This window comes from Bacterioplanes sp. CLAM21, from assembly GCF_059641015.1.
Map to the genome: position 1 here is coordinate 1,201,174 of NZ_CM184929.1, position 13,816 is coordinate 1,214,989.

Here is a 13,816-nt window from a genome sequence, read left to right on the forward strand (position 1 = left end):
TTGTGACTGAATGTTCATTCTGCTCCTGAGCTAGGAGAGATGCAAAACAAATCAGTCCCAAGCATTAGGATCAGTTTGTTGCGTTAGTGGAATAATGCTGGCGCCGATTGCCAAGCCAGACCAATCCACAGGCCAGGGCAGCAGAGAGCATCATCATGCTCATCATGGGACGAGCACTGCCATCATGCAGCAGAGCCCAGATCCAACCGAATAGCGCGCCTATTACAAACTCAGTAACACCAATCAGTGCCGTGGCTGAGCCACTGATGGCACGGAAGTTGTGAAGCACTATGCCAATGGCATTGGCGGCAATGAGTCCGAGAGATCCGACGCTGAGCATAATCAATGGCAATACCAGCCACAGTGGCGGGGTGGTGAGCCAGCTGAGCAGTGCCAATAGGGTGGTGGTGCTCAGTTGCAAGGCGGTGCCTGCTTGTAATAAACGATGACTACCCAGTCTGGGCAGCAACCAAACGTTCAAGCGGTTTAGCGTCATCATCACGATGATATTGGCGCCAAACAGCCAGGCGAACTGAGCCGGGGGTTGCTGATAGTACTCCAGGTACAGAAAGGGGGCGGCGGTAATGAATACAAACATGGTGGCAAAAGCAAATGCCAGGGCCAAAATATAAGGCCGTGACGATGGCTCGCTGATCACTTGCCAATAATTTTGCCAAGGCGATTGCCGAACGCGCTGATCCTTTGGATGGCTTTCTTCCAGCGTGGCAGCCACAATCACCATCACTACCGCAGCATACACTGCCAGTACGACAAAAATATCTCGCCAATCGCCGAGATGAATAATGACGGAGCCCAAGGCCGGTGCCAGTAGTGGAGCCAACATCATGATCATCGCCACCATGGACAAAGTACGGGCGATGTCGTCACCTTGGCATCGATCTCTCACCACCGCTGGGCTATTGACCGTGGCCAGGCCGCCGCCGATGGCTTGTACCGCGCGCCACCAGAGTAGCGTGGTAAGGTCGGTAACGCTCACCAAGTAGATGGAGGCGAGCAAATACAGCATCAGGCCAAGCAAAATAATGGGTTTGCGGCCATAACGATCAGACAGTGGCCCGCCGAGTAATTGACCAGCGGCGTAGCCCAGTAGAAAAGCACTGACAGACAGTTCAACCTGATGAATATCGCTGTTGAGATCGGTGGCCATGGCGGCAATGGCCGGCAGGTACATATCGATGGCCAAAGGGGCGATGGCCGTCAGCAGGGCAAGTAATAGAGCGAGGGGCATGGTAGGTACGCAAAAGCCGCATGATAACGGGCTTTGCAGAGTGGATCGAGCGTGCTTTTAGCAACAGGGTGTTGCAGCAAAGCGCAGTGCAGGCCAGCCGCACTGCGCCTGGCGGTTAGACGTTAAAGCGGAAGTGAATGACATCTCCGTCTTTAACGATGTAGTCTTTGCCTTCCAAGCGCCATTTGCCAGCATCACGGGCACCGGCTTCACCTTTGCAGCTGACGAAGTCGTCGTAGGCAATCACTTCAGCGCGAATAAAGCCACGCTCGAAGTCGGTATGAATGGCTGCTGCTGCACGTGGCGCGGTGGAGCCAATTTTAATGGTCCAGGCACGTACTTCTTTCACCCCGGCGGTGAAGTAGGTTTGCAAACCCAGCAGCTCGTAGCCAGCGCGAATAACACGATCCAAACCGGCTTCATCCATGCCCATATCGGCCAGGAATTCGTCTTTGTCTTCGTCGTCTAATTCGGCGATTTCGGCCTCGATTTTATTACACACCACCACCACGGAAGCGCCTTCGCTGTCGGCGATCTCACGCACTTTATCGACGTAGGCATTGCCTTCTAGGCCGTCTTCATCAACGTTGGCAATGTACATGGTGGGCTTGGTGGTGAGCAGGTGGAACTGACGTGATAGTTTCAGTTCATCATCGCTCATGTCCAGCATGCGAGCAGTTTTGCCTTCCTCAAAGTGCGGAATCAGGCGTTCTAGCAGGGCTTTTTGGGCAATGGCGTCTTTATCGCCGCCTTTGGCAACGCGGACTACTCGTTGCAACTGCTTCTCACACGATTCTAGGTCGGCCAGAATCAGCTCGGTATTGATGACATCAATATCGGCGGCTGGGTCGACATGGTTAGCGACGTGAATCACCTGATCGTTTTCAAAGCAGCGCACCACGTGGGCAATGGCGTCGGTTTCACGAATGTTGGCCAGGAACTGGTTGCCCAGACCTTCACCTTTGGAGGCACCGGCTACCAAACCCGCAATATCGACAAATTCCATCGCCGTCGGAACCACGCGCTCAGGATTGACGATGGCCGCCAGTTCATCCAGGCGTTTGTCTGGCATGTTCACCACGCCAGCATTGGGTTCAATGGTGCAGAAAGGGAAGTTTTCTGCATCAATGCCCGCTTTCGTCAGTGCGTTAAACAAGGTGGACTTGCCGACGTTGGGTAAACCAACGATGCCACATTTAAAACCCATAGTTGTATCCTGTGTCGAAACTGCGTTACGGCGAAAAAATTGCGGGTATTTTACCCTTTATAGGAGTGAAGTCGATTCATGGCTTTGGCCATATCACCTGTCATGGCGTCGGGAAGCACGCACATGGCTTCTTCAATGGCGTTATCCATGCTCTGCTGCTCCGCTTTACTGGCGCGGCCGAGTACATAGCCGGTGACGCGGCTCTTATCGCCAGGGTGGCCGATGCCAATGCGTAAACGATGAAAGTCTTTGCTGTTTCCTAGGCTAGAGATGATGTCACGTAAGCCATTTTGACCACCGTGTCCGCCGCCTTGCTTAAAGCGGGCTACGCCGGGTGGCAGGTCGAGTTCATCGTGAACGACCAGTATGTGTTCGGGCTTTAGCTTATAAAAATTGGCCAGCGCCGCTACCGCCTGACCGCTGCGATTCATGAAGGTGGTGGGCAGCAGCAGAAAACAATCTTGATTGCCAATGCGCCCTTTACCACATAAGCCAAAGAATTTTTTGTCGGCAGCTAGAGTAATACCGTTGGCGCGGGCCAAGCGTTCTACCATCCAAGCACCGGCATTATGGCGGGTGTGCTCGTATTCTGCGCCAGGATTGCCGAGGCCAACGATCAGCTGAATCGAATTTGCCATCAGAGTGTTACCTTTATTTCAGACACAAAAAAGCGGGGACCAGCCCCGCTTTTTGTCAGTGAGATGGGGCTTATTCAGCCGCTTCTTCACCTTCTTCTTCTGCTGCGCTGCCTTTAGGAGCGATAACAGTTACCACAGAGGTGTCGTGATCTGCACCGTGTGACAGCGCCAGAGACTCAACACCTTTAGGCAGTTTCAGGTCGCTCAAGTGGATAACAGTACCCACTTCAACGTTTGCCATGTCGATTTCGATGAACTCAGGCAGGTCGCCGGCTGAACAGATGATGTCCAGGTTGGTCAGCTGGTGAGCAATCTTACCGCCGCCCATTTTCACGCCAACACAGCTTTCTTCGTTGATGAAGTGCAGTGGAACGTGTGCTTTGATCTTGGTGGACTTAGTCACACGCAAGAAGTCAGCGTGCCAGATCAGGTCTTTAGCAGGGTGACGTTGCAGATCTTTCAGGATCACTTGCTCAGACTTGTCACCCACAGTCAGGGTAATGATAGAGCTGTAGAACGCTTCTTCTTCCAAAGCGCGAGCCAGTTCGTTGGCTTTCAAAGTGATCGATTGTGGCTTGCGATCGTTGCTGCCGGCTTTGCCGCCGTAAACGATGGCTGGTACGCCGTTTTCGCGACGCAGGCGGCGGCTCGCACCTTTCCCTGAGTCTTCGCGAATTTCTGCATTCAGAGTAAATTCTGACATGGTGTTTTCCTCTAGGTTGAATACAAAACCGCCTGAACTTGCGACCAGTTCAGGCGGTTTCAAAAAATCTTTCGAGGTCGATCAGCGGAACATGGCGCTGATGGATTCCTCATTGTTGACGCGTCGAATTGACTCAGCCAGCAGTCCAGCGATCGTCAATTGACGAATAACGCCGGTTGCCTTGGCGGCTTCGGACAACGGGATGGTATCGCTGACCACCAGTTCGTCCAGTTCGGTATCAGACAGACGCTCAACAGCGGGGCCGGATAGTACAGGATGTGTACAGTAGGCGACAACTTTTTTCGCACCAAAGTTCTTCAGGGCTTTGGCGGCCTGGCACAAGGTACCAGCGGTATCGACCATGTCATCAACCAGTACACAGGTACGATCGTTGACATCACCGATGATGTTCATAACTTCTGACACATTGGCCTTAGGGCGACGTTTGTCGATGATGGCCAGGTCAACATTCAGTTGCTTTGCAAATGCACGAGCGCGAACAACGCCACCAATATCCGGAGAAACGATGGTCATGTTGTCGTAGTTCTGGCGCTCCAGGTCATCCAGCAGCACAGGTGAGCCGTAAACGTTATCTACCGGAATGTCGAAGAAACCCTGAATCTGGTCAGCGTGCAGATCCACCGTCAGTACGCGGTCAATGCCAGCGCCTGACATCATGTCGGCTACTGCGCGAGCACTGATAGGTACACGGGCAGAACGTGGACGACGATCCTGGCGAGCGTAACCAAAATAAGGCACAACGGCGGTGATACGACTGGCTGATGCGCGACGCAGTGCGTCAGACAACAGCAGCACTTCCATCAGATTGTCATTGGTAGGGGCGCAGGTAGGTTGCAGAATGAAGACATCCTTACCACGAACGTTTTCATCCAGCTCGACCGTCGTTTCGCCGTCACTGAATTTGCCAACAGTGGCTTCACCCAGCGGAATATCCAGACGTTCAACGACGAGTTTAGCGAGCTCCGGGTTGGCATTACCGGTAAAGACCATCAACTTAGACACAAGCAGCCTCTTCGATGTAATGAATCAATGATGGAAAGCATAGAAGAAGGTGGCTGGGGTGGCAGGACTCGAACCTGCGAATGACGGGATCAAAACCCGTTGCCTTACCACTTGGCGACACCCCAACTTTTAAGACGGTCCGAACAGTACCTTGTGTGTTGGCGAATGGTTAATACCTTTCGCAACAAAGGTCGAATACTCGGCCGGCAGTTGCTTAGAAACCTTGATGGCTTCTAGCTCGGATCTGAACCTTGAAAAGATGCAAGCTCCAGTTCCGGTTAGCTTAGCAGGAGAGAAAATATTTAGCAAATTCAATGCTTTACCTATTTCAGGGTGGAGCATTGAAACAACTGCTTGGCAGTCGTTGTTTCCCTCTCGCCTCAGCGCGGTGCGAATATTAATGGCGGGCGTATCACGTGTCAAACATTTATTTGAAAAAATTTTCCCTGTATTAACATGGACTTGCGGAACCACCACCAAATACCAGGGTTCATCGAGCTCAGGCGTGGGTGTGAGAATTTCGCCCACCCCTTCCGCGAAGGCCGCTTGGCCATGAACAAACACAGGTACGTCAGCGCCCAAACGCAAACCCAGCTCTGCCAGTTGTTCTAATGACAGCTGTAATTGCCACAATTTGTTTAGTGTCAGCAAGGTTGTGGCCGCATCTGAACTGCCACCTCCCAGTCCGCCGCCCATCGGTAATACTTTGTGCAGGTGAATATCGGCACCGCAGGGTTTGTCACTCAGCCCTTGCAGAGCCCGAGCAGCTCGAACGATAAGGTTGTCTTCAAAATCGACGCCATCAATGGCAGGTGTCAGGGTGATCTGGTCATCATCGCGTCGGCGAAACTCTAGCTCGTCGCCGTAATCAAGAAACTGGAACAGGGTCTGTAGCTCATGGTAACCATCGTCGCGACGCCCCAGTATATGTAGCATCAAATTTAACTTGGCCGGAGCCGGCACAGATAACCAGTCAGCCACGCAACGTCCACTCCTTGATGGCAAAGATAAATTTATGCTGATGACCACTGACCTTGATGAGTCCTGGCAGCCAGCGCTGGCCATAGCGGCTATAGCGGCTAAATCGAATTGACCAGCCGTGCTGCTTCAATGTGATCAGCCGGCCTTGCTCATCACGCTGCGCATCGGCGTCGCTTGCTGGGCTAGCTTGGCCTTGCACCCAATAGCGCACATCACTGACGGGAAACGACCAACCCATATAGTGTTTTAGCAACTGCTCCGCCGAGGCGGCGCGTTGCGGCTGTTTCCAACCTGGTAAGGTCAGTTCGGCTTTATGCTGGTTGCCGGTCAGGCGCGAGGCCCCTTGTCCTAACGGCCCAGAAATAAATAAGTCATAAGCATCTTGTTGCTGCTCCCAGGTTAAATAACCGGTCACAGAGTCTTGTGGCGTGGTGACGGATAGCTTGCCGCGCACGTGCCAGCTTGCTGATCCATCGTTGCTGGCAGAGGGAGACAGGCTGGCACAGCCGCTTAATAGCAGGGTCAGAATGACAATACAGCGCAACATACTTACAGCTCGACGTTTAATCGCAACAGGGTTTCTTCAATAAAGGAACTGTCTGGCGTTTGCTCCAGACCTTGACGCCAGACATCAATGGCCTGTTCTTTTTCGCCACTGATCCACAATAGCTCGCCTAAGTGAGCGGCAATTTCATGGTCTGGCATCAGATCAAAGGCTTGCTGCAAATAGTGTCGGGCTTTGTCCAGCTGCCCCATGCGGAAGTACACCCAACCCAGGCTATCGATAATGGCTGGATTGTTTTCTGACAGCGCCATGGCTTGTTTAATCAGTTGGTAAGCCTCTTCCCAACGCTCGGTTTTATCGGCTAGGGTGTAGCCTAGGGCGTTCAGCGCTTCGGCATGATCTGGTTGGTGCGCGATAATAAACCGCAAATCTTGCTCCAACAGGGCAATATCATCCAGCTGTCCGGCCAGCATGGCGCGGGTATAACGCAGATCGATGTGATCAGGCTGCAGGGTTAAGGCTTGGCCCAGCAGAGCAATGGCTTCATCAATATCGCCATGTTGAGATAACAACTCAGCTTCTATGCGCACCAAATCGACGGTTTTATCTGGCCACTGAGCGCGGCGCTGATCTAGATAAGCACGGGCTTGGTCGAGGCCATGCAGCTGTTGTTTGATTTCTGCTGCTTGCAATTGTGCTGGCAAAAACTCACGGCCGTCCTTTACCTGGCTGAAATGCTCATAGGCGCTGTCAACGTCTTGCTGGTCAAGGGCCAGCTTGCCGAGATAAAAGTGCGCTTCGTTGTTGTAGCGACGACTATTAAGCAAGCTTTGCAGTAACGCTGTGGCTTCATCTAACGCCAGCAATTCTTGCTCGATCAAACCCAAGGATAAGGTCAAGGCTTCGTCATCTGGATAGCGCTGGTGTAAGTCACGAAAAGCCGACCGTGCTTCTTCCATACGCCGTTGCTCTAGCAGCAGCCGTGCATACAATACCGACATGCCTTTATTGTTTGGAAACTGAGGTAACTGTTGCTCTAACCAAGTAACTGCCTCGTCGGTGCGTTGGATTTGTGCCAATAGACGGGCTTTTTGCATGGCTGCACTGGAGTAATCTGGCTGCAGCTTTAGCGCCTTATCCATACTGCTTAGCGCTTGCTCATAATCCTTTAGATGCTGATGCATAATGGCGATGGCGTAGGTCAGGTTGGCATTGTTAGGCCACTGTTGATGCAGTTGCTGTAATTGTCCTAATAACAGCTTTTGCTCTTCTGCCGGTAGCTGGTTGGCATTGGCTGCCAGGTAGTCAAACTGGCTAATGCCGGCCAAACGTTGCAAGTCTTGTAAATGCTGTAGTGCTGCTTGATGACGGCCTTGTTCTATGGCCGCTTGGGCGGCGGCGTGATGGGCTGAAGGATCATCTGGAGCGCTCGTCAGCCAAATCTCAGTGGCTTCAGCTGCCAGCTCGTTAGCGCCAACATAGCTGGCAATGCGACTGGCGCGTTCGGCAATATCCGGGTCACGAGTTTGCCGAGCCTGCAACATATAGTTGTGCAGAGAGATATCAAAGCGTTGTCGCTGACCGGCGAACTCGGCCACTAATAAGGCATATAAGGTATTGGCAGGAATAGGACGATACTGAACCTCTACCGGTACTACCTTGTCAGGCTTTGTTTCTGCGCTGGGCGCTTCACTGACCGGAGCAACACTGGCGCAACCTGCAATCCACACGGGTGCCGCTAGGGTAGCGACCCATCGCAATAGGTGGCGGGTAGAGCGGTAGAACAAATTGGCCATAGACATTCGCATTATTTAGAAAGTGGGTGTATTTACAGTTAGATGCCGATTCAAGTCAAAGTTTTCGTCGTGGGCAAGGACGCACGGCTACTTTATAATCGGCGCCTTTTACCGTGGAGCAACTGGCAGCAGTATGGCGATCTGGGCAGTGGGCATCAATCACAAGACCGCACCGGTATCGGTGCGCGAGCAGGTGGCGTTTGATCCTGCACGGATGCCGGAGGTGCTGCAGCAGCTATCTGACATGCCGGCCGTCGACGAAGTCGTCGTCTTGTCGACCTGTAACCGCACCGAACTTTATTGTAGTGCAGAGCAGCTGCAGGCCGACGACATTGTGCATTGGTTGGCGCAATATCACGGCATTTCGTCACAGGAGTTGCACCCTGCTTGTTATTGCTTGCAGCACGAGCAGGCGGTTCAGCACACCATGCGGGTGGCCAGTGGATTAGATTCATTGGTGCTGGGCGAACCGCAAATTCTTGGTCAAATGAAGTCTGCTTATGCCGTGGCTCAAGAACAAGGCACCGTCGGTACCGAGTTAGGCCGGCTGTTTCGGCAAACCTTTACCATTGCCAAACGGGTCCGCACCGATACCGCCATTGGCCAAAATCCCGTGTCGGTGGCTTTTGCTGCCGTGCGCATGGCGCAGCATATCTTTGCTGATTTATCTCGCAGTCATGCATTGCTGATTGGCGCCGGTGAAACCATAGAATTAGTGGCGCGCCATCTAGTACAGGCTGGCGTTAAGCAGATTACCGTGGCCAACCGTACCTTGGCTCGTGCCCAGCACTTAGCAGAAGAGTTTCACGCCGACGCCGTGCTGCTGGAAGATATTCCGGTGGTGTTATCGGCAGCGGATATTGTCATTTCGTCGACTGCTAGCCCGTTGCCAATTCTGGGCAAAGGCGCGGTGGAAAAGGCGCAGCGCCAGCGCCGTCATCGTCCGATGTTTATGGTCGATATCGCGGTGCCGCGTGATATTGAAGCAGAAGTCGCTGAGTTAGCCGATGTCTACTTATATACCGTGGATGATTTACGCGACATCATCGAAGAAAATGTGCGCTCTCGTGAAGACGCCGCTCAGCAAGCCGAAGAGCTAATTTTATCGGGTGTCGATCACTTCATGCGTGAGCTCAAGACGCTGGATGCGGTGACGACGGTGCGTGAATTGCGTGAGCAAGCGGTCGATGTGCAGCAGGCGCTGTTAGAAAAAGCATTGGCGCAACTGCAAACCGGTGCCGATCCGGAACGTGTGTTGCGCCAGTTTGCCCACAGCTATACCAATAAAATGTTGCATGCGCCGACGGTGGCGCTGCGCAAAGCCGGCGCAGAAGGTCGGCTTGAAGTTCTCGACTGGACCCGTGAGCTGTACCGCCTCGATCGTCCCGTTACCTCCGTGGAAGACAAATAACATCATGAAAAGCTCCATAATCAGTAAGCTCGAACACCTGCGTGATCGCTACGAAGAAGTTGGACACCTGCTGTCAGAGCCGGAAGCGGCCAGCAATCAGGACCGTTTTCGTAGCCTGTCAAAGGAATACGCCGAGCTGGAAACCGTGGCTCAAACCTTTGATGCCTACCAGCAGGCCCAAGCTGACCTAGAAGAAGCCAAACTGCTGGCCAGCGACAGCGATCCCGATATGCGCGCGATGGGTGTCGAAGAGCAACAAGCGGCGGAACAAGCGTTAGAGAAGTTGTCCCAGGACATCGAGATCCTGCTGTTGCCAAAAGACCCGGACGACAGTCGCAACGTGATTGTCGAAATCCGCGCTGGTACCGGTGGTGATGAAGCTGCCATTTTTGCCGGCGACCTGTATCGTATGTACAGCCGCTATGCCGAACTGCGTGGCTGGCGGGTAGAGATTGTCAGCACCAGCGACGGTGAGCATGGTGGTTATAAAGAAATTATCAGCCGCATTTCTGGCACCGATGTGTATTCACAGCTGAAGTTTGAGTCCGGTGCCCATCGTGTTCAGCGGGTGCCTGAAACCGAAAGCCAGGGGCGCATTCATACCTCAGCTTGTACCGTGGCTGTCATGCCTGAAGTGGGCGAAGAAGAAGAAATCGATATCAACAAAAACGATCTGCGCGTCGACACCTTTCGCGCCTCGGGTGCCGGTGGTCAGCACGTTAACAAAACCGACTCGGCCATCCGTATTACCCATTTACCCACGGGGTTGGTGGTTGAATGTCAGGACGAACGTTCGCAGCATAAAAACCGTGCTAAGGCGATGGCGTTGTTGGCCACTCGCCTGCGCGATGCTCAGCTGCAAGCAGCCCAAGCCGAGCAAGCGGCGACGCGTAAAAGTTTGGTCGGCTCAGGCGATCGTTCCGAGCGCATTCGCACCTACAACTATCCACAGGGGCGGGTAACGGACCATCGCATCAACCTGACCCTGTATAAGCTGGATGAAATTATGCAGGGCGATTTGAACCCTGTGCTGCAGCCGCTTATTCAGGAACATCAGGCGAACTTATTGGCAGAAATGGCTGGCAATCACTGATGCAGATCGAGCAATGGCTGCGTTGGGCTCGTGACCAGCTAGTGCAATCTGACAGTGCTCGGCTGGACAGTGAACTGCTGCTGGCCCATGTGTTAAAGCGCGATCGCACCTGGCTGTATACCTGGTCGGATCGTGAGTTAACTGAGCAACAACAACAGCAAGCCCAGCAGCTCTTGCAGCAGCGCCAGCAAGGTGCACCGGTGGCACACTTACTCGGCGAACGCGAATTTTGGTCGCTGCCGTTGCAGGTCAATGCCAGTACTCTGATTCCGCGCCCAGATACCGAAACTTTGGTGGAGTGGGCGCTGCAACTGGCCCTGCCAGACAATGCCAGGGTGTTGGATCTGGGTACTGGAACCGGGGCTATAGCGTTGGCATTGGCCAGTGAGCGGCCGCAGTGGCAAATTAGCGCCGTCGATGCCCAGGCCGATGCGGTGGCTTTGGCGGCAAGCAATGCTAAGCGGCTCGATTTGAACGTGACTGTGCTGCAATCCAACTGGTTTGCGGCGCTCAGTGGACGCTTTGATCTGATCGTGAGTAACCCTCCTTATATCGATGCCGATGATCCCCATTTGCAGCAAGGTGATGTGCGCTTTGAGCCACGTTCCGCGTTGGTCGCAGAGCAGCACGGCCTAGCTGACTTGCAGCAGATCATTCGCCAGGCTCCGGAATTTTTATCTGCCCAGGGCTGGCTGTTACTGGAACATGGCTGGCAGCAGGCCGAGTCGGTTAAACAGTTACTGCAGCAGGGTGGATTTAAAGCGCTGCAAACGCGTTGTGATTTGGCAGGTCAGGATCGCATCAGTGGCGGCCAATGGCAGCAACATTCGCATGAATGATCAGCAATTACTGCGCTACGCTCGCCAACTGTTATTGCCCCAGGTGGATGTAGATGGACAGCAAGCTTTATTGGATGCCCATGTCATGGTGATTGGCATCGGCGGATTGGGTTGTCCGGTAGCGCAATATTTAGCCGCCAGTGGTGTCGGTCGCTTGAGCCTGGTAGACCCAGATAGTGTCGAGTTGTCGAATTTACAGCGCCAGCTGGCCCACAGTGATGCCACACTAGGCCAACCCAAAGTGGATTCCGCCAGGTTAGAACTTAAGCGTATAAATGCCGATGTTGAGGTAATCACCCACCCAATCGCAGCGGACCTGCCCTGGCTACTGCAGCAGCTGTCGGAGGTCGATGTGCTGGTTGATTGCAGCGATAACGCCGCTGTGCGCTACGCCATTAACAGCGCTTGTCGGCAAAAGAAAATTCCTTGGGTATCAGGGGCTGCCATCGGCCTGAGCGGTCAGTTGGCGGTGTTTGATCCACGCGATGCGCAGTCTCCTTGCTATCGCTGTCTTTATCCACAGCTAGATGACAATACGGCCAGCTGTGCAACCAGTGGTATTTTATCGCCCGTCGTCGGGGTGGTTGGTTGCATGCAAGCAGTGGAAACGCTGAAGCTGCTACTGGGGCTGCCTGCGCCGGTTGGCCATCTGTTTAGCTACGATGCCCTCAACAGCGATTGGCGTCGTTGGCAGCTGCAACGGCGCAGCGACTGTGACTGTGCGGCAAATTCGCCTCAATAACTTAGCGCAAGGAATGTTCTGAATCGCCGTTATGGCTTGTTAACGGCAGTTTGTTTGACGGCAGCTGCCAGCGATAAAGAATGCCTTCATCACTGGCGAACAGCAAATCACCACTCGGGTGTTTGGCGAGGGCACGAATTCTCAGCTCGAGTGTTTCCAACCAGCGCTGCTCGGTAACCGATGACGATTCGTGCTCGACAGTGAGTTGGTTTAGATGGCGCAATTTTAATGCACCGGACAATAACAGGGTGCGTTCGTTGGAGCTGTGCCACAGCAACAGAGACCCTGGCGCGATAGATGGGGTAAAACTGTACACAGGGTCAAGCATATCGGGGTGCTGGCGGTACTCACCGACATAGCTAGGATTCCAATACTCTTTCCCAAACGACACCCGAGCCCAGCCATAGTTGCCGGCTTTTTCTATGCGATTTAATTCATCGCCGCCACGTGGCCCATGCTCTATCGACCATAACGTCTGTTGTTGGCTGTCATAAACCAGCCCTTGCGGATTACGGTGGCCATAACTCCAGATCTCGTCCAGAGCCTTTGGGTTGGCAACAAACGGGTTGTCTGGCGGAATGCTGCCATCCAGATTCAGCCTGAGAATCTTACCGGCATGAGTGTCGAGGCGTTGGCCATTGGCGCGCTCACCACGATCACCGATGGAAAAAAACACATGTTGATCGGTCAGTGCAATGCGACTGCCAAAATGCCGATTGCTATCGCTAACGGAGTCGCTGATTAATAACCGCTGCAGATTGATCAGCGTTAACCCTGTGAGATCAAGACGAGCACGGGCTAGGGCGGTGGCTGCTCCCTGGGGATGCGGCTGACTGAAGGTGAAATACAACCACAGCTTGGCAGTGGTATTTGGCTTGGCTGCGGTCGTTAGCAGCGCTAGATCCATCAGTCCACCTTGGCCCTGTGCATGTATTTCCGGCAGTCCGGCAATAGCCTGGCGCCGGCCTGAGCTGATATTCAGCAGAGTTAACTTTCCCGCTCGTTCGGCGACTAACACGTTGTGATCATCCAATGGTAACAGTGACCAAACGACGCCAAAACCCGAGGCGATGGGCTGGGGCGCTGCCTGCAGCGACAGTGCAACGCAGCACAACATCAAGCAGGTAGCACGCATCAGCTTAACTCTCTGGATTAGGGGTAAAACTGGCACCATCGAACCCGTTTTGACGCCAAGCCTCATAGACCATAACCGCCACACAATTGGACAGATTCATACTGCGGCTATTGCCCAGCATGGGCAGTCGCAGCCATTGCTCAGCGGGCAGCTGTTGGCGAATATCCAATGGCAAGCCGCGTGTTTCTGGGCCAAAAACCAAATAGTCCCCGGGGTTAAATTGCACCTCAGCATGGCAGCGCTGGCCTTTGGTGGTTAGCGCATAAATGCGTTGCGGCTGTTGCTGTTCAATAAATGTTTGCCAGTTGCTGTGCACCTTTACCTGAGCCCATTCGTGGTAATCCAGTCCTGCGCGGCGCAGCGCTTTTTCTTCCAGGGAAAAGCCCAACGGCTCAATCAGATGTAAGCTACAGCCGGTGTTAGCGCATAGGCGAATAATGTTGCCGGTATTAGGCGGGATTTCGGGCTCAAACAAGACGATGTTGAACATGGTG

14 protein-coding genes and 1 tRNA gene are annotated in these 13,816 nt (G+C 53.6%); 4 read left to right on the plus strand and 11 right to left on the minus strand.

Annotation, left to right across the window (positions count from 1 at the left end; all coding sequences use genetic code 11):
- Positions 1 to 70: 70 nt before the first annotated feature.
- The 9 genes from AC55FS_RS05690 to AC55FS_RS05730 all read right to left on the minus strand — a co-directional run bounded on the left by AC55FS_RS05690 (position 71) and on the right by AC55FS_RS05730 (position 8,102).
- Complete coding sequence (locus tag AC55FS_RS05690; RefSeq protein WP_496935103.1) at positions 71 to 1,249, minus strand: multidrug effflux MFS transporter; 1,179 nt, start codon at positions 1,247 to 1,249, stop codon at positions 71 to 73.
- A 115-nt stretch (positions 1,250 to 1,364) separates the two neighbouring features.
- Positions 1,365 to 2,456, minus strand: coding sequence for a redox-regulated ATPase YchF (gene ychF, locus AC55FS_RS05695; protein WP_496935104.1), 1,092 nt, complete (start codon positions 2,454 to 2,456; stop codon positions 1,365 to 1,367).
- 50 nt (positions 2,457 to 2,506) lie between these two features.
- A complete protein-coding gene (pth, locus tag AC55FS_RS05700) occupies positions 2,507 to 3,094 on the minus strand; it encodes an aminoacyl-tRNA hydrolase (protein ID WP_496935105.1) in 588 nt (195 codons plus the stop codon).
- A 70-nt stretch (positions 3,095 to 3,164) separates the two neighbouring features.
- Positions 3,165 to 3,797, minus strand: coding sequence for a 50S ribosomal protein L25/general stress protein Ctc (locus AC55FS_RS05705; protein WP_496935106.1), 633 nt, complete (start codon positions 3,795 to 3,797; stop codon positions 3,165 to 3,167).
- A gap of 81 nt (positions 3,798 to 3,878) precedes the next feature.
- A complete protein-coding gene (locus AC55FS_RS05710) occupies positions 3,879 to 4,820 on the minus strand; it encodes a ribose-phosphate pyrophosphokinase (protein WP_094058414.1) in 942 nt (313 codons plus the stop codon).
- Between the two features lie 50 nt (positions 4,821 to 4,870).
- Positions 4,871 to 4,945, minus strand: a tRNA-Gln gene (locus AC55FS_RS05715).
- A gap of 4 nt (positions 4,946 to 4,949) precedes the next feature.
- Positions 4,950 to 5,756, minus strand: coding sequence for a 4-(cytidine 5'-diphospho)-2-C-methyl-D-erythritol kinase (gene ispE / locus AC55FS_RS05720; RefSeq protein ID WP_496935949.1), 807 nt, complete (start codon positions 5,754 to 5,756; stop codon positions 4,950 to 4,952).
- 37 nt (positions 5,757 to 5,793) lie between these two features.
- Positions 5,794 to 6,348: a lipoprotein insertase outer membrane protein LolB gene (gene lolB / locus AC55FS_RS05725; protein WP_496935107.1), complete on the minus strand. Its 555-nt coding sequence runs from the start codon at positions 6,346 to 6,348 to the stop codon at positions 5,794 to 5,796.
- A gap of 2 nt (positions 6,349 to 6,350) precedes the next feature.
- Positions 6,351 to 8,102, minus strand: coding sequence for a tetratricopeptide repeat protein (locus tag AC55FS_RS05730; RefSeq protein WP_496935108.1), 1,752 nt, complete (start codon positions 8,100 to 8,102; stop codon positions 6,351 to 6,353).
- A gap of 133 nt (positions 8,103 to 8,235) precedes the next feature.
- Between AC55FS_RS05730 and hemA the strand changes: the two genes are divergently transcribed.
- The 4 genes from hemA to AC55FS_RS05750 are packed head-to-tail and all read left to right on the plus strand — an operon-like array spanning position 8,236 to position 12,187.
- Positions 8,236 to 9,513 (plus strand): glutamyl-tRNA reductase, encoded by a 1,278-nt coding sequence (gene hemA / locus AC55FS_RS05735; RefSeq protein WP_496935109.1) that lies wholly within the window; start codon positions 8,236 to 8,238, stop codon positions 9,511 to 9,513.
- A 4-nt stretch (positions 9,514 to 9,517) separates the two neighbouring features.
- Entirely contained in the window at positions 9,518 to 10,606 is a 1,089-nt protein-coding gene (gene prfA / locus AC55FS_RS05740; RefSeq protein WP_496935110.1) for a peptide chain release factor 1, read from the plus strand.
- Entirely contained in the window at positions 10,606 to 11,445 is an 840-nt protein-coding gene (gene prmC, locus AC55FS_RS05745; RefSeq protein ID WP_496935111.1) for a peptide chain release factor N(5)-glutamine methyltransferase, read from the plus strand. Before prfA ends, prmC begins: the two co-directional genes overlap by 1 nt.
- Positions 11,438 to 12,187, plus strand: a complete 750-nt coding sequence (locus tag AC55FS_RS05750; RefSeq protein WP_496935112.1) for a HesA/MoeB/ThiF family protein — start codon at positions 11,438 to 11,440, stop codon at positions 12,185 to 12,187. The genes prmC and AC55FS_RS05750 overlap by 8 nt, the downstream gene beginning before the upstream one ends.
- Before the next feature lies 1 nt (position 12,188).
- On the opposite strand, the gene AC55FS_RS05755 is transcribed toward AC55FS_RS05750, so the two are convergent.
- Positions 12,189 to 13,322 carry a PQQ-dependent sugar dehydrogenase gene (locus tag AC55FS_RS05755; RefSeq protein ID WP_496935113.1) on the minus strand — a complete coding sequence of 378 codons (1,134 nt, stop codon included), beginning with the start codon at positions 13,320 to 13,322 and terminating at the stop codon, positions 12,189 to 12,191.
- 4 nt (positions 13,323 to 13,326) lie between these two features.
- Positions 13,327 to 13,812 (minus strand): tRNA (uridine(34)/cytosine(34)/5-carboxymethylaminomethyluridine(34)-2'-O)-methyltransferase TrmL, encoded by a 486-nt coding sequence (gene trmL / locus AC55FS_RS05760; RefSeq protein WP_496935114.1) that lies wholly within the window; start codon positions 13,810 to 13,812, stop codon positions 13,327 to 13,329.
- Positions 13,813 to 13,816: the final 4 nt, after the last annotated feature.